Source organism: Desulfobacterium sp. N47, assembly GCF_051233685.1.
Lineage (GTDB): Bacteria > Desulfobacterota > Desulfobacteria > Desulfobacterales > RPRI01 > RPRI01.
Genome location: NZ_JBAMMY010000050.1, coordinates 1 through 16440, shown reverse-complemented (window position 1 = coordinate 16440; position 16440 = coordinate 1). Strand labels below are relative to the sequence as shown.

At 39.4% G+C, this 16440-nt stretch carries 12 protein-coding genes; 5 read left to right on the top strand and 7 right to left on the bottom strand.

What is annotated here, in order from left to right; genetic code table 11:
- Positions 1-213: 213 nt before the first annotated feature.
- Positions 214-576, bottom strand: a complete 363-nt coding sequence (locus VXK47_RS03045; protein WP_435547299.1) for a hypothetical protein — start codon at positions 574-576, stop codon at positions 214-216.
- Between the two features lie 379 nt (positions 577-955).
- Between VXK47_RS03045 and VXK47_RS03040 the strand changes: the two genes are divergently transcribed.
- The 4 genes from VXK47_RS03040 (at position 956) to VXK47_RS03025 (ending at position 5367) form a co-directional block, all read left to right on the top strand.
- Complete coding sequence (locus tag VXK47_RS03040) at positions 956-1378, top strand: GNAT family N-acetyltransferase (RefSeq protein WP_435547298.1); 423 nt, start codon at positions 956-958, stop codon at positions 1376-1378.
- 62 nt (positions 1379-1440) lie between these two features.
- The gene (locus tag VXK47_RS03035) at positions 1441-2058 is read left to right on the top strand and encodes a (2Fe-2S)-binding protein (protein WP_435547297.1); all 618 of its coding nucleotides are present in this window, start codon (positions 1441-1443) and stop codon (positions 2056-2058) included.
- Positions 2055-4388: a xanthine dehydrogenase family protein molybdopterin-binding subunit gene (locus VXK47_RS03030; protein ID WP_435547296.1), complete on the top strand. Its 2334-nt coding sequence runs from the start codon at positions 2055-2057 to the stop codon at positions 4386-4388. The genes VXK47_RS03035 and VXK47_RS03030 overlap by 4 nt, the downstream gene beginning before the upstream one ends.
- A 1-nt stretch (position 4389) precedes the next feature.
- Positions 4390-5367 carry an FAD binding domain-containing protein gene (locus VXK47_RS03025; protein ID WP_435547295.1) on the top strand — a complete coding sequence of 326 codons (978 nt, stop codon included), beginning with the start codon at positions 4390-4392 and terminating at the stop codon, positions 5365-5367.
- A 145-nt stretch (positions 5368-5512) separates the two neighbouring features.
- Here the strand turns inward: VXK47_RS03025 and VXK47_RS03020 are convergent, their stop codons facing one another.
- Complete coding sequence (locus VXK47_RS03020) at positions 5513-6658, bottom strand: VanZ family protein (protein ID WP_435547294.1); 1146 nt, start codon at positions 6656-6658, stop codon at positions 5513-5515.
- Positions 6659-6883: 225 nt separating this feature from the next.
- Between VXK47_RS03020 and VXK47_RS03015 the strand changes: the two genes are divergently transcribed.
- Positions 6884-8206, top strand: coding sequence for a sensor domain-containing diguanylate cyclase (locus VXK47_RS03015; protein ID WP_435547293.1), 1323 nt, complete (start codon positions 6884-6886; stop codon positions 8204-8206).
- On the opposite strand, the gene VXK47_RS03010 is transcribed toward VXK47_RS03015, so the two are convergent.
- The 5 genes from VXK47_RS03010 to VXK47_RS02990 form a co-directional block, all read right to left on the bottom strand.
- Positions 8162-8557, bottom strand: a complete 396-nt coding sequence (locus VXK47_RS03010; protein ID WP_435547292.1) for a VanZ family protein — start codon at positions 8555-8557, stop codon at positions 8162-8164. The two genes, VXK47_RS03015 and VXK47_RS03010, sit on opposite strands and share 45 nt — an antisense overlap.
- A 110-nt stretch (positions 8558-8667) precedes the next feature.
- On the bottom strand, positions 8668-10950 hold the full coding sequence (locus VXK47_RS03005) for a tetratricopeptide repeat protein (RefSeq protein ID WP_435547291.1): 2283 nt from the start codon (positions 10948-10950) through the stop codon (positions 8668-8670).
- A gap of 28 nt (positions 10951-10978) precedes the next feature.
- Entirely contained in the window at positions 10979-11809 is an 831-nt protein-coding gene (gene dapB, locus VXK47_RS03000) for a dihydrodipicolinate reductase (protein ID WP_435547290.1), read from the bottom strand.
- 67 nt (positions 11810-11876) lie between these two features.
- A complete protein-coding gene (locus tag VXK47_RS02995; protein WP_435547289.1) occupies positions 11877-13601 on the bottom strand; it encodes a sugar phosphate nucleotidyltransferase in 1725 nt (574 codons plus the stop codon).
- 22 nt (positions 13602-13623) lie between these two features.
- Positions 13624-16245, bottom strand: coding sequence for a 1-acyl-sn-glycerol-3-phosphate acyltransferase (locus VXK47_RS02990; RefSeq protein ID WP_435547288.1), 2622 nt, complete (start codon positions 16243-16245; stop codon positions 13624-13626).
- Positions 16246-16440 lie beyond the last annotated feature (195 nt).

The following is a 16440-nucleotide window of genomic DNA, read 5'->3' as shown; positions in this document are numbered from 1 at the left end:
ACTGGGTATGTAATGCATCAGCGGTTATATCTTTGTTCTCAATATCAATGGAATCTAACAACGAAGCCGCTACTGTAATCTCATTTGTTTGTTTTACTTCATCCCTGTTTTCTCCAACAGGTACAGTACCTACTTTTTTTGTTTGATCATCCTTCCTATACATTATTATTGGGACTTTGATCACTTGTTTGTTTAATTAATTGTAATTTTTTTTTATTGTTCAAAGAACAAAATAACCCTGAAAGGATATCCGTAAATATTGTAACATGGAACTTTACCCGTATTTTTCTCGATCAGATCGCCCTCAGAACTTATATCGAATTTTCCGGCATTTTTATTGCCTGCTGCAATAAAGCTGTCCGGATGTTTGTATTGAAAGTTTATATTCCCCGGGGAAATAACAAAGTCACCTTTTTCAACAGCACGGTACATGGCCGGGACAAGCAAATCTTTATACTGAGCACAATTGGTCTTATCAATTACCCTGGGTAACTCCATAGCTTGTCCCGGACAAAAATTAAAAAGTAAAATAAGCAATGAAAGCATAAAACAACTAAACATCATATTTATTTTCATCTTATCTACTCTCTTTTTGTTATTTATAATAATTTTTAATATCCTCTCGCATAAGTCCTGCTCATGTCTTTTTGGCAGAATATTTCACTTTGATCAAATTATTCCCAACTTAAATTTCTAATGAATAATCAATAGCTTTCTAATAAAAATAGTTATAAATGTCAAAATACATCTGAATTATTTTGACATATGTCATTATTGGCATATGTCATTATTGGCATATGTCACTCATGCCATTATTATGGCTTTACGAAAAATGAAAAATATTTTTTACGCCGGACAAAAAACCGAATTTGCCCTGACACTTGCTGCTAAATTCTTTTGTATCAGAAAACAATTTGTGGTATATTTTATTTATACTTTCAACAGGAGGCCTTTGATGGAAATTGACATCAGATTTGGCTGTCTCAATATAGACTGGAAAACAGTGTCGGAAACGCTGAAGCTGGTTAAAATGGCGTATTACGAGCCTGACATACATCAAAAAGCGTTTAAAAACAGCTATGTAACCGTTTTTGTCTATCATGACAATCATCTTATCGGCTTTGGACGGGCGATTTCCGATGGCGCTTATCAGGCGGCTGTCTATGATATAGCTGTAGTCCCCGAATTCCAGAGAAAAGGCATCGGTACTAAAATTGTAAAAAATATTTTATCAAAACTTTCTCAATGCAATGTAATTTTATACGCCTCGCCCGGAAAAGAAGAATTTTACGAAACTTTGGGGTTGCGTAAAATGAAGACGGGCATGGCGCTTTTCAAAAACGCGCAAAGAATGAAGGAAAAGGGATTCACGGAATAAACCGGTTAATATCTGAAATTTAAGGCACAAATGCTGTAATTAATATTACAAAGGAGCCGGCAATGGAAGAAGACAACAAAAAAATTCATCTCAGCTTAACCCGCCGCAGCTTTTTCAGCACCATGGGCATTGGCGCTGCCACTGTGGTTGCTTCAGGCAAACTCACTGCATGGGCTTCCGAAGAGGATAAAGTTATAGATCCGATGGAACTGACCGAAATCACACTTAAAATCAACGGTCGTGCCCATCGTATCCTTGTGGAACCCCGCTGGTCATTACTTTTTGTGCTCCGTGAGCATTTAGGCCTGAGCGCAGCCAAGGCCGGCTGCGAACGGGGAGAATGCGGAGCCTGTACAGTGCTCATCAACAATGTGCCCCGCTACGCCTGCATGACTCTTGCTGTGGAAGCCCAGGACACTGAGATCGTAACACTTGAAGGACTTATGAAAGGTGAAGAGCTTGGCCATGTGCAGCAGGCCTTCCTTGAACAGGATGCATTCCAGTGCGGCTATTGCACTCCGGGACAAATCATGGCTGCCGAAGGACTTTTAAGAAGTACTCCAAAACCAACGGATGAAGAGATCCGTAAAGGGATGGGCGGCAATGTATGTCGCTGCGGCGCTTACCACAATATCTTTCAGGCCGTGAATCACGCTGCCAAACTCAAGAGAGGTGGATGATGAAACAGGATGAAAAAGGCGTATATTATACGAAAGAGCTTTTTGTCACCGAAACGCCGGAGCCGGGCAAAAACCCGGAACCCTGGGGCAAAACAGCTGTGATAGGAAAATCGAAATCACGCGTGGATGCCTACGAACGGGTCAGCGGAACCGCTGTCTATCCTTCCGATCTGTCCCTGCCCAACATGCTTTACGGAGCCATCCTTCGCAGTCCTCATCCTCATGCCAAAATAAAAAAAGTGGACGTAAGCAAGGCAATAAAAATGCCGGGCATACTGGATATTATCGCTTCAACCACTCCGGAGGCTGATATCTACTGGCCTTACTCCAAAGATGTGAAGACAAAACTTTTTGATCCTCATTGCCGCTTTGAAGGAGAAACAGTAGCTGCTGTGGCGGCAGAAACTCCCTATCAGGCATGGGATGCTTTACGCTCAATCCGCGTGGATTATCAAATTCTTCCTTTTATTGTGGACGAACAAAAAGCCATAGAACCAGGCGCTCCCAGAATGCATGAAGGCGGCAATCTGGTCAAACCGAAAGAAATATATTCCAGAGGAGATATAGAAAAAGGCTTCGCACAGGCAGACGTTGTAATGGAAGAGTCCTACAGAACGGAATGTGAAATTCATACCCCGATGGAACCACATGGTTGTGTCGCCTATTGGGATGGTGACCTTCTGGTCATTCACGAATCCACACAAGGCGTCTATTCAGTACAAAGCAATGTTGCTCAGGTTTTAGATCTTCCCCTATCCAAAGTACGCGTCATTGGTCATTACATGGGAGGCGGATTCGGCAGCAAGCTTGTTGCCGGAAAGTATACGGTAATCGCAGCTTTGCTTGCCAAAAGAACAGGCAGACCGGTTAAGCTTTTTCTGACAAGAGAAGAAACATATCTCTGCACAGGCAACAGGCCTCCGGCAAATATGACCTTAAAAGCCGGAGTTAAAAAGGACGGCACGCTCACAGCGCTGGATTTTTCCGTAACCGGAACAGGCGGTGCCTATCCCGCAGGCGGTACTGCTCTTGTTGACTGGCTTATAAAAGATCTCTATACCTGTCCAAATGTCAGAACAAACGCAACAGATGTTTATACCAATGCCGGACCGGCAAGACCTTTTCGCGCTCCGGGGCATCCCCAGTGTTCATGGGCTCTCGAGCAAATGATGGATGCCATGGCGGAGGCTATTCACATGGATCCTGTGCAATTGAGACTTAAAAACATTCCTTCATACAGCCAGGCAAGGGAAGGCAATCCTCCTTATACTACAACCGGTCTTAAGGATTGTCTGGAACAGGGAGCGCGCACCTTTCGATGGGATGAAAGGCATAAAAATATAGAAAAATCCGATATGACAAAGCATCTTAAAAGAGGTGTTGGAATGGCAAGTTGTCTGTGGATTGCCGGTGGCGGCGGACCTCCCTCAACGATCATTTTAAAACTTTTTTCAGACGGCAGCGTAAATCTTAATATGGGAGCAAGCGATATCGGAACGGGCACCAAGACCGTGATGGCCATGGTGGTTGCTGAAGAGCTGAATGTCAAAGCAGAAATGATCCAGATAGAGCATGCGGATACAGGCACAACTCAATATGCTACTCCCAGCGGCGGAAGCAAAACCGTTCCCACAGAAGCTCCGGCAGTCCGGTCTGCGGCTATCCATATAAAACAACAACTTCTCCAAATGGCAGCAGATGATTTAAAAACCGAAATTTCCTCTTTGCATTTTGATGGGAATGAAATCGTTTCTGAAAACGATGATTCCAAAAAGATAAAGATCATAGAAATTTCCGGCCTGAAAAAGAGGGGCGTAGTTGTTGGAATAGGTTACCGCGGGCCCAATCCTGAAGGTAAAGCGGTTAACCCTTTTGCGGCTCAGTTTTGCGAAGTGGAAGTAAACACAAAAACAGGGGAAGTCAAAATCATAGATTTTCTTGGGGCCAATGAAAGCGGCCGGATCATGGATCGCTTGACTTACGATAATCAGGTTTACGGCGGAATTACCATGGGCATTGGATTTGCCATGACAGAAGTTCGCATTCTCGATGGTAATGATACCGGTAAGATGGTGAACAGAAACTGGCATGACTACAAGTTGCCTACTGCACTGGATGTGCCGCTTCATATGGAATCTTTACCAATAGATATGCCTGATGCCGAGGCAAATATCACCGGAGCCAAGGGCCTGGGTGAACCGGTGACTATTCCAACGGCTGCCGCTATTGCCAATGCGGTTTACCATGCCACAGGTGTTCGCATCAAACAGACACCGCTTAACCCCTTACGGCTCAGCATGATTTTTTCTGAGCATTTAAAGGAGAAATAAAATGCTGCCAAATTTTACCTATGTTCGCGCACGTTCAGAAAAGGAGGCTATAAAGCACCTGGCATCCGAAGGAGCCAGGATTCATGCAGGAGGAACGGACCTTCTCGGATGCCTCAGAGATCGTGTTTTTAACGCTAAAAAGATTGTAAGCATCAGCAAACTTGATTTTCTGCATGGCATCAGAAAAACAGCTGAAGGCGGCCTTCGCATCGGCGCTCTCACAACCATTACTGAAGTTGCACAAAATCCAATTATCAGAAACCGTTATAATGTCCTTTCCCAGGCGGCATCCGAAGTGGCGAGCCCCCAGCTTCGCAATCAGGGAACCATAGGCGGAAATATCTGCCAGAAACCCAGATGCTGGTACTATCGCGGAGAATTTCATTGCCTGCGAAAAGGCGGTGATCAATGTTTTGCCGCAGAAGGTGAAAATCAATTTCACTGCATTTTCGGCGGCGATATGTGCTACATAGTCCATCCTTCAGATACCTCCCCTGCCCTGGTTGCTCTCGGTGCATCCGTTCGGATTACAGGCAAGCGGGGGAACAGAACAGTGCTCATGGAACACTTTCATGTTCCGCCAGACAAGGATGTTCAAAAAGAAACCGTGCTTGAACCGGATGAGATCGTAACAGAAATTATCCTTCCTGTCGCGTCTCCGGCTCTCAAGAGTTCTTACCGCAAGGTAAGGGCCCGCCGTTCCTGGGATTTTGCCTTAGCCGGAGTAGCATTGGCTATAGAGTTCGACGGCACAACCGTGGCTAAGGCAAAGGTGGTTTTCAGCGGGGTTGCGCCTGTGCCCTGGCGATCCAAAGAGGTTGAGAAAAGTATTACGGGCAAAACTATCGATGCTAACTTAGCAGCAAAAGCTGCCGAAGAGGCGATAAAAGGAGCCGAAGCCATGGGGAAAAACGCTTATAAGATACCACTTCTTCGCGGAGTAATTGAGGAAGAACTGATCGCCATAACAAAATTATAGTACTTTCTCAATCTATCTTTCTCATAACAAAGCCAGTAGAATAGCGATGATTGAATAGCTCTTTGCTTTGTTCGCTGACTACTATTGTCTATTTTTTTCGACACCCGGCCCCTGCTCCCCGATCCCCGCTTTTCCCCTCACAAGCTCACGAACTTACGAACTTATGAACTAAAATAACACCTATTGCCGTACTGAATGTGTTTAGTATGAGATCCGAAAGTTGAGAACATCTTGCAGGAAGATAGGCCTGGGTTAATTCGATTGACAGACTGAACACAAAACCCGATATTATAACAATAAAGCAAGCGGTGTTTAACCCAAATCGTCTTTTTTTTACCAAAAAAGCTACTATAAAAAAACCGAACGGGATAAAACCTGTAAGATTTATTATAACATCTCTTAAATAAGACAAATTCCATTTTTTCTCACGCCAGGGTGGTTCTAAGAATATTCTTTGAACCGGCCTGAATATTTCAGGGATTATCAGAGAATAACCGGAATCTGCGTGGTTGCGGATAATACTTCCTTTTTTCTCATCAAACGGATATAAACACAAAAGTCCTGAATTGCCTTTCAATAACGCAATATTTTCCTGCATCCACAATTGATAATTTTCAGCAATCTGTTCCGGTGTTAAAACCTGGTTATACATGGCCAGCCCCATTAATTCACCTTCCCAGAAGCCTTGCCCTGTCGGCGAATTACCCACAACTATCAGGAAAGGTTGATCCTTATACTCTGAAAGTAAGGAAAAACCGGGGTAAGCTTTTGCCTGCATGCCATTTATATAAACAGCTGATCCTTTTTTATCTGATGTTATAGTAAGAAAAACATCCTGATTATCGACAAGAGCATTGCTCAGGCCTCTTTGCTTATAAGGCGCACCTCGCTTAAATTGAGCAGGATCACCGGTTCTGCTTAATAATATCAGATGAGATCTCCATTGCCCCACAGTTACTACTCCCGGCAATTTACCATCATAAAAATCAACAATATGAGAAATATCTCCCGGTTTATTTTTTGGTTTAAGCCTTAGTTCCATGCTTATTGACCCGTCCGGAAAAAGCGATTCGTTTTTTTCTTTCAACAGACCTGAGCTAAAGACTATAGCCTGGCCATAAAAAGATATCCCGTTTTTATTTATAAGCCATTTCACTTTGTTTTCAGGTAATATATTAAAAGGCCAGAACCCTGCTAAAATTATGGCAAGAATTACAGCAAGACAGATAACTCTTAACAGACCCGGGTCAATATCCTTTAATTGGGGTATATATTTGAGAATTGGTTTCATTTATTTTCCATTATTGAATAGCCATTGCCAACGACCACTATTTGTTGCATGATCTCTTTTCCTGTTTTTCTTTTTTCTGAAACCTTTATCCTTTTTGCCTGTTCTTACCCTTATCAAAGAAATAATATCTTGACAAACAATTATAATGCCAATAGGTTAGAATCGTTTTAAATATCTGCTATCCCCATATTTTCTTTTAGAATATCAATGCATGGAGCTAAATATATGAATTCAACACGTAAAACAAAAAAACAGCTTATTGAGGAATTGGACGCTTTAAAGGAACGGATATTAGAACTTGAAACTCTTGGAAAAGCCTCAGAACAGTCAAAAAGAGAATTTGGTAAAAAGATCGGCCGATACTTCCCGCAGGTTGAGCATATGGATGAGGCAATTTATGTGCTTTTCGATAGAAAATACGAATTCGTAAATAATAAATTCGCCGAACTGTTTGGCGTAACAGAAGATGAGGCTTGCAGCCCGGATTTCGATCCTATGACACTGGTTGCACCTGAAAGCCGTAAATTTGTTAAAAACAAATACAGGTTAACATCAAGCGGCGAATTTATGACCCAGCAATATGAATTCACAGGCTTGAAAAAAGATGGGTCAAAAATTGAATGCGAAACCTTTGTTCTGCTTATTCCTTATAAATGGGGAGTTGCCATTCATGGAATGCTGCGTAATATTAGTGTGCGCAAACGAATTGATGAAGAGCTTCAACGGAGCCGAAGCGATCTGCAGATAGTATTAAATTCCATACCTACAAGTATTTACTATTTAGACAGAAATCATCATTTTATAAGGGCAAATAAAGCTTTTTGCAAATCCCTTGGTCTTCCTATGGAAAGCATAATAGGAAAAACAATAGCTGAGATTTTTCCTAATCTGCCGAAAGAGCAGCTCTCTTCTTTCTTTGAAATAAATAACACTGTTATAAATACCGGTAATCCAAAGCGTGGATTTATTGAGATTTTACCTTCGCTTCGCGGAAGAAAATGGTTTCAGAACGATCGCATACCATACCTGGATGAAAATGGAAACATTGTTGGAATTATATGCATATCCATCGATATAAGCGATTTAAGAGAAACTGAGGAAAAGCTTTGGTATCTTAGTTTCCACGATGTTCTTACCGGTCTGTATAACCGCACCTATTTTGAAGAAGAACTGTTACGCCATGAATACGGCAGGCAATTTCCATTAAGTGTTGTTACTGTAAAAATTGACAACTTACAGGAAGTAAATAAACGTGATGGCATAGCTGCAGGAAACGACCTGCTGCGGCGGACAGCCAAATTAATGAAAATATTCCGTACAGAAGATGTTGCCGCCAGAATCAGCGGGGATAAATTTGCAATTCTTCTGCCGACAGCAGAAAAATCAATCGGAGAAAATGCTATAATCAGACTGAAGAATGCTCTGGAATCACAAGACAAACATCCCAATAATGCGCCATTAAACCTTTCTTTCAGAGTCACCACCGTTGAAAAAAGAGGTTGTTCACTGGTTGATGTTCTTAAACAGGCTGAAGCTGCCATAGCTTGATAAATAGCGCCTTAAATAGCCTCCGTTATAAATCCCAAGAACCACGCCAAGAGTGTTTGCCGCAATATCCGCCATAGCAAAGGTTCTTCCGGGAACAAATATTTGAAGTATTTCTATCAATACTCCCAGAAGAACCATGGATAGAGAAGCGGTTAAAGCAATCTTTCTGTCTGAATATGCAATCATAGGCAGGACGGACAGCCAGCAATATGAAACAAAATGATAAAGCTTATCCGCCTGCCAGAAATCAACCGGAAATTCCACACCGGGTATAAGCGAGTAGTAAATAACCAGACAAACAGAGCATATCCATACAACAGAAACCAACCCCGCCCGGATATTATTCTTCATTAAATCCTTCCCGCCAATCTTTGCTCCATCCCTTTTCCTCTCACCTTACGAACTTATCAACTTACGAGCTTACGAGCTTATGAGCTTATGAGCTTATCCTCTTATTTCAACTATTTTATCAGATTCAGCGTTGCAACAGCTTCAGCAGAACCATCGAATTTAGGATCAAGCTCTAAAGCTTTTTTAAGATTGGTTTTTGCAAGGCCGGTATTTCCGTTTTTATAATAAGCCATCCCGAGATGATATTTCACAAGAGGTTGATCAGCAATCTTTTCATCCGCATCTTTAAGATATGTAACTGCTCTGCTGAAAATATTCTTTTTATAATAAATCCAACCGAGTGTATCGGAAACATGAGGATCTTCAGGAACCAGTTCTTTGGCCTTTTGCGCAAGATTAAGCGCCTCGTCTATGTTGCCTCCCTTTTCCGCATAAATATATGCGAGATTATTTGCAGCAGGTGCAAAGTCGGGATTTATTTTCAATACCTTTTCATAGTGGCTTTTCGCTTCATCATATTTCTTCTCATTCTCATAAATCATCCCGAGAGCCATTTGGGCATTGAGAGAATCCGGAGCCTTTTTTATTGTTTCCTCATAGGATTTCTTTGCCTTATCCATTGTTTTATGCCGCAGATAAAAATTGCCGAGAGCCATTTGAAGAGCAGGCGAATCCCGATTCAGTTCTATCGCCTTCTTGAAATCATTTTCAGCGTTTGTAAGATCTTTTTCAAACTCATAAAGGCTGGCGCGAATATTATATAAGAAAGGATTTTTAGGAGAAATTTTAATCTGCTCATCAACCCTTTCAAAAGCCTTCTTATAATCCTTGTTATTCATCATGACACTAACAATAAACTGTAAAGGCTCGGTATAATCCGGTTGCAGTTTCAAAGCTTTTTCAAAATTCTCCAGTGCCTCTTTTTCTTTCTTCTCTACCAACATCAACCGGCCCATCTGACTATAAGCGAAAGGATTATTCGGCGCAATTTTAAGCAGCTCTTCGAAAGACTTCTGTGCTTCGGGAATATTTTTCTGCATTAGATATGAATTGCCCATAATAAGATAAGCCTTGGGATTTTTTGGCTGTTCTTTCAATACTCCCATTGCTTCATTTACGGCCTCGCTGTAAGCTCCTTCTCTCATATATATATTAGCCAGAAGAAATCTCGGCTCAGACCATTTAGTGTTTAGTTTTATTGCTTCTGCAAGGGCTGTTTTTGCCTGCTGGGTCTCTTTGTTTCCATAATGAGCCATAGCCAAAAGATAATATCCCAAGGCTGCTTTGGGATTATCTTTCAGAAATGACTGAAAGAGGCTTTGTGCTTCTGTAAATTTATTTCTCACCAGATAAAGTCTTCCCTTTAAAACAAGCCCTTCCTGGCTTTTGGGGTTGATCTTCAGAATTTTTTCCGTTTCCTTCATGCCTTCATCATACTTCTTATCATCTATATAAAAGCTTGCCAGCCGTGACAATGCTTTGATATCTTGAGGGTTCTTGTCAACAGTTTCTTTAAAGGCGGCTTCCGCCTTTTCTTTTTTGCCCCATGCGAGATAAAGCTCGGCAAGACGCAGGCGGACAGGAACTTCTTTCGGAGATATTTCAAGGCATTTCAAGTACTGTTTTTCCGCATCCTCAGGCCGTTTGGTAATAAAATAGAAATTGCCTAAAGCCATATAAGCTTTCACATCCTTTGGATCGGCTTTAACCGCATTCAGAAATTCACGCTCGGCATTATCTATTTTCCCGGTACGCAAATAAAACTGGGCAAGAGAAAAGCGGGCCACCATACTTTTTTCATTGGAATTTACAGCTGCAATCAACATTTCTTCAGCTTTGGCAATATCTTTTTTCATGATATAAAGATTGGCAAGATGCAGATACGCCTCCAGCTTCATTTCTCCTTCAGTGGCTTTTTCGGCTTCGGTAACCGCATTATCAAGATTCTTCTCGGAAACATATATTCCGCTTAAAAGCAGGTGTGCTAAAGAATTTTTTGCATCTTTTGAAAGAACAATATCCACTTGTTCTTTTGCTTTATCAGGATTTCCTGAAAGAAGATATAAAGTACCCAGCTGATTATGAGCATCTATCATGGCCGGATCAAGCTCTACAGCCTTTGAAAACTCAGCAAATGCCTCTTTAAATAATCCTGTTTTCATATAGGCCAAACCAAGTTTATGATGAGCTTTAGAGTCCTTTGGATCAATTTTCACAACATTTTTATATTCCAGTATGGCTTCACGGAACTTATCTTCAGAAAAATATTTTTCTGCTTTTGTAAAGTGCCTCTCTTTTTTAGCCTCTTTCGAGCAGCCTGTATTTATTAGAAAAAAGCAACCAACAAGAAATAAAGAAATGATAACCCACAAGCGCTTTCTGAAATAATGCATTTTCCTTCTCCTCATATTTGGTAAAGGTTCAAATTCCCTTTAAAACATCAATCATTGAAAAAATTTTTCCTTTTGCACCTTCATTTATCCTGTTGTTTAAATAAACGATTGCATCCAGTGTTCCTGCTACATATACATCACGACCGTTTATATTATGCGTGAATTCGAATTTGACCGTTTTATCTCCGGAAACAAGTGTGTAAGTATGCCATCCATGCCCTTTGATAAACTCTTCAGGTATCCCCCATATTTCTTTTTGATTTTCAGGATCTCTTTCCATGATTATCTGATAATCATTAAAAGGTATCCCCAATTTGTTGAAATATCCGATCATGGCTCTTGCAGTGCCGCTTGTATCAGCCTTACCTTTTTGATGGCTCTCTTTAATCGTAAGAGTATATCCGTTAAACAAATCCGGAAATGTTTTTGAGGCATACTCCATCATAGCCTGGAAACCGACTATCTGTTTTGCCATGTTTGGCGCAATTACTGCACAAATTCCTGATGAAATAATTGCATCTTCAAGTTTTTTTCTGTCACCCCCGGTTGTTCCCATCACAAAAGGAAGAAAATTATTACAAAAAAATTCCGCATTACTGTTTACTGCCAAAGGGTGGGTGTAGTCTACACTTATAAAGTTATTCTCTTTTTTCTTTAATGTCTTGATAGCCTCGTTTCTTTGCTCCGGATTAATAAGGCTGATACAAACGGAAGCAATATTATATTCTTTTTCCAAAATTTCAGGACCTGTAAGCGATAATGGAATAAGTTCAAATCTGTCGTCATTTAAAACATGCTTTGCAATATTTGAAGCCATATTGCCCGGCATTCCATTAACCATAACTTTTATCCTATCCATGTATTCTTCTATCCCTTCCCATAGAAATGCTGACAGACTTTTTACAAGTCAGTCATATTGTTATTGCTTATAATATATTGTCAATCAAGGATTTTATACCGGGAAATTCTTTTTCGTCAAGTAATTTAAAATTTTCTTTAAGACTTATCAAAGCGGCAGGAATATATTTTTCAAAGAAAATTTTTCCCTTTATTTTACTAAGAAATCCAAAAGCACCGAGAATCTGCAGATTTCGTGTTAACGAGCAGTATTTAAAGCCATCATAAAATTTGATTTTATCTGTTCCTGCAATAACAGAAAGCTTTCTGAAACAGTACTCAGCAAGTTCCTTACGGATTGTATATGGCAGGTCCACATAAGGATCATTCAATAAAGATGCAAGATCGTACTGAAGAGGGCCGATGCGGCCACCCTGAAAATCTATAAAATAAATACCGTCATTTTTGATCATGATATTGCGGGATTGCATATCCCTGTGCATAAATCCTTCGATTTGATTATCGAGAGCGCGGCAGGCTAATTTCATAAATTCATCTTTGAATTCATCAAAGCTTATATTCACGCACATATAGTTTTTTACAAAAGCATCAATAAAATACCTGCACTCTTTTTCCAGAATAAGCTCAATACTGTAATTTGTGGTCTGATATGTCCATGAAGTATCAAAACCTAAACCCCCGGAAAAAGAAAGATCAATAAGCAGATCAATAACTCGTTTATACCAGCCAATGATTTCGCTTTGACTGCCGGCATTCGTTATTACTGACTGTAAATTAATATCTCCAAGATCTTCTAAAAAAACAAGCCCGGAAAAAGCATCATGAAAAAATATCCTTGGAAGCGGCAGGCCTTTATTTTTAAGATGTATGCCGATCTTTATAAATGAGTCAACCTCAGTAGTTGCAGTTTCTTTTCTTATACCGTGATCCGCCATGATAAGAGAATTACTTCCCGAAACCAGACGGAACCATTGTCTGTCGGAACCATCTCCTTTAAGATTTACTTTTCTTATTTCCTGATTTCCGTAATCCTTAAAAGCTATCATGAAAGCCTTTACGGCGGATTCTTCTATAGCAACGTTTTTGTATGTTTCGGGTGTTCCGAGATCATTCCAGTGAAGCTTTTTTGGTATGTAGGCATGAATTTTTTTACCACAGGCCATCATTTGTCTGTAAATATCAATGCTGTTTGAAAATACTTTCTCAGGTATGAAACCAAGTATTTCAGGATCAACAACCTGAATGCCTGTAAAAGCAAGCCTTACAATATTTTCCTGCTTATAAACCGGCATGGATTTATTATTATCCGTACAAGAACATGAATCGTTACGGTTTGATTCAAAACCAAGCACAAGATTTTCCTGGCTCACCGGAACATTATTGAACTTTTCAAAATCGGTTAATACAAGGGTAACGCAGTCCTTGTGTCCGAGGTGATAATTATATACTTCATTTAAATTTATATCCGTAAAAATGTCGCTGTTTATAACAATAAATGGTTTATTATCCCAGAAATCCGCAGCATTTTTTATGGCCCCGCCGGTTCCCAGAATAACCGGCTCATAGCGTGTAAATACGGGTATCGGATATTTCTGTGATGTTATAAAATCCTCTATTTTTTTATGCTGGTGGTGAGTGTTTATTATGACCGCCTCACATCCTGCAGCCTCCAGCTTTCTTATAATAATATCAAGCAGCGGATGACCCCCAACCGGAAAAAGCGGTTTAGGAGTATGCTGTGTGTAAGGAAGCAATCTTGTTCCAAGGCCTGCTGCTAATATGAGAGCTTTCATGGTTTGAATTAATGTATTTCGTTTATCCGGTATATTGCAAAAAACTTAAGTACTTATTAATAATATCTTTATAATATTTTATTTTCTCAGTATTCCCGGAATCTTTGATTCCTTTATTTCCAAAAAAATCCAGGGCATTAGTATAGTTTACTCTTGACAGAGCTTCAATTCGTTCAATCTCATTTCTTTTATACATGCGGTTTCCAAGGATCTGAATCTTTTTTATTCGCTCTTTAGCGTCAAGCCCTTTTAGGGAAGTTGTTTCGATAAAGCTTATAACAACAAGATATGATTCAAAATAAGGCTTTAAAAAATTAGTATACAATTTCAATATTTTTAATCCGGCTGACGTAATATTATATGTATCGGGAAGCTTCTCATGAGGTACAAGCACAGCATTGTCTATAAATACCTTTATACTTTTCCGGATAAAATACTCTTGAGTCTTATCAACATCATATGCAAATTCATATTTAAAGAAATTTTGCAAAAAAGCATACCCGGGATGAAGATCGGAAGCCTGAAACTGAAACGATTCTATTTTTAAAATTTCAATGGCTGTAATGGCAACGGGAATGAAATGCGAAATGCTATTATTCTTGTAATATTCTATTGCAGGACGCCTGTTTACGTTAACAAAATATTCGGAAGATTTAGGATCGCTGATTTTTCCCCTGTAAACCGGCTCAATAAATTTTCTCTGGATATATGTCTCAAAAACCTGCTCTACGGCTCGTTTATAATCGGAAATAAGTGTATCGGAAAGCTTTGTCCCCTGATAAGAAAGATATTGAATATAAGTTTCAACATCAGAAAGAATGTTTTCATAGGTAAATCTTTTTTTCGTACAATTTAAAATAGCACTTGCAACAAGAGAAAATGGCGTAACAACAGAAGCATCATTTATTGCATTTATCATTCTATAGCCAAGATTTCTGCAAAAAGCATTCTGTTCTTTGGAAGTCATGCTCTTTAACTGAATATCTCTGTCAGCAAGAAATTCATTTAAAGAAATAGATTCATTAAATTGAATATATACCTTGCCGTATTTTTTCTTTAGTAATTTGCCTGCTTTTAATAACTGAAAAAAGTTTTCAGGTTCTTTCTGCCCGCCTTCGAGTTCATCAAGATATGAGCTTTCTTCTATAACTCTGTCATATCCTATGAAGATGGGAACAAATATCAAATCCTTGCATGCCCCCTTTTTAAACGCTTCCAAAAGAATTGAAAGAAATCCAAGCTTGGGCAGAATAAGCTTTCCTGTTCTGCTCCTTCCTCCCTCAATAAAAAATTCTATATTAAAGCCTTCTTCAAGGAGCTTATATATGTATTCGGAAAAAACTCTCAGATATAGCGCCGCACCTCCCAAAGTACGCCTTATAAAAAAAGCACCGCCTGCTCTGAATAGAGACCCCATAGGCCAGAAAGAAAGATTTTTCCCTGCGGCTATATGTGGACAGGGCATGTTATTATTATAAAGTAAATATGAGAGGATAAGATAATCAATATGGCTTTTATGGCAGGGAATTAATATTAACGGGCCTTTTAAGGACTGATTTTTTACTTTGTTTAATCCATCCGTGTTAACGGTATAGCCATCAAACATGGTATTTACTATCCACCCTATAAAAGCTGCGACAATCCTTATGACAGTATTATTATATTTTGCAGCAATTTCATCAAGATAGTTGTTAACTTCTTTGCTGACTTCCTGAACTGTTGTTTTTCTGGACTTTGAATAAGTTTCAAGAAATACCTGAAACCTGGGATTTGCCAGGATGCTCTCTTTTAACTCCACTGTTGATTTTAGTGCAGGACCGATAATGGTTTGGCGATGACGATTCAGTTGAAGCAGAAGATCCCGTCTTAGCAGCATTGACACATATTGTATCCCATATTCCTGTATATCTTTTGATTCAATAAATTGTTTCAGATTTATGGGCTCGGATAATTCAACAATTATCTTTCCCGGATATTTAAAAAGAGTCGCTATTTTTCTAAGCCTTCCGGCTTTATAGGCTGTACCGAAAAAAATATCAGCCAAAGAATTATTAGCCCGGATAGGATTTTTTCCAAATGATATGATTTGGGGAATTATGTATATGGGGCGATCGGTTGTCCTCTGGATTTCAATAAGATATGCTATCGGATCAGTTTCGGACTTAACAAATTTCTTATAAAAAGATTCCTCTTTAACAAGCGAAAGAAAAGCGGATTTCCCCTTAAGCAGTTCTTCTTCAATATATCCGCTTTTATAAGGATCGGGAAATGATTTGTTTTTGAAATAATAATCTATATAGGATACAACCGTCCTTAACCTGCGTGTCAGTGGCTGCCATATAAACGCATTGTAGTCAAAACCAATTACAGGAAAAGGAAGGCCCATTTCCTTATAACGTATATAAGCAAACAGGAATTCAAAATTACTTTTAAATTTTGATGTATAAACAACAATTGCATTTTCAGGCAGCTGTTTAATAATATTAAGCTGATCCGAATCAATTTTAATTCCGGAAAAAAATATCTTTAAAAAATGAGAAGAAAAGAAACTTAAGTTTTCCGGCAAATAACATATGAAATAATTGTGAGCATCAAGAAGAATACCGTTAATCCACTTGTTTATTTTTTCCCTTAACACCTTCATGCCGGTATTTATCAATCCTATAACAAATTAATATTAATACAATATATCTAACAACTATAATGGACCCCGAAATTTGAACTGATGGTTAAGCTGCTTTTTCTGTGATATTGACTCCATTATAAAGGAAACAGAATGAGAAAGCAATATCCAGGGAATTTTAAAGCAAAGGCTGCATTGGAAGCCATCAGGTCAGAG

Coding starts and splice junctions, on each gene's coding strand:
- VXK47_RS03015 (WP_435547293.1), top strand. CDS start 6,884: ATGAATTCAACACGTAAAACAAAAAAACAGCTTATTGAGGAATTGGAC.
- VXK47_RS03005 (WP_435547291.1), bottom strand. CDS start 10,950: ATGCATTATTTCAGAAAGCGCTTGTGGGTTATCATTTCTTTATTTCTT.
- VXK47_RS03025 (WP_435547295.1), top strand. CDS start 4,390: ATGCTGCCAAATTTTACCTATGTTCGCGCACGTTCAGAAAAGGAGGCT.
- VXK47_RS03045 (WP_435547299.1), bottom strand. CDS start 576: ATGAAAATAAATATGATGTTTAGTTGTTTTATGCTTTCATTGCTTATT.
- VXK47_RS03035 (WP_435547297.1), top strand. CDS start 1,441: ATGGAAGAAGACAACAAAAAAATTCATCTCAGCTTAACCCGCCGCAGC.
- dapB (WP_435547290.1), bottom strand. CDS start 11,809: ATGGATAGGATAAAAGTTATGGTTAATGGAATGCCGGGCAATATGGCT.
- VXK47_RS03020 (WP_435547294.1), bottom strand. CDS start 6,658: ATGAAACCAATTCTCAAATATATACCCCAATTAAAGGATATTGACCCG.
- VXK47_RS03040 (WP_435547298.1), top strand. CDS start 956: ATGGAAATTGACATCAGATTTGGCTGTCTCAATATAGACTGGAAAACA.
- VXK47_RS02995 (WP_435547289.1), bottom strand. CDS start 13,601: ATGAAAGCTCTCATATTAGCAGCAGGCCTTGGAACAAGATTGCTTCCT.
- VXK47_RS03010 (WP_435547292.1), bottom strand. CDS start 8,557: ATGAAGAATAATATCCGGGCGGGGTTGGTTTCTGTTGTATGGATATGC.
- VXK47_RS02990 (WP_435547288.1), bottom strand. CDS start 16,245: ATGAAGGTGTTAAGGGAAAAAATAAACAAGTGGATTAACGGTATTCTT.
- VXK47_RS03030 (WP_435547296.1), top strand. CDS start 2,055: ATGATGAAACAGGATGAAAAAGGCGTATATTATACGAAAGAGCTTTTT.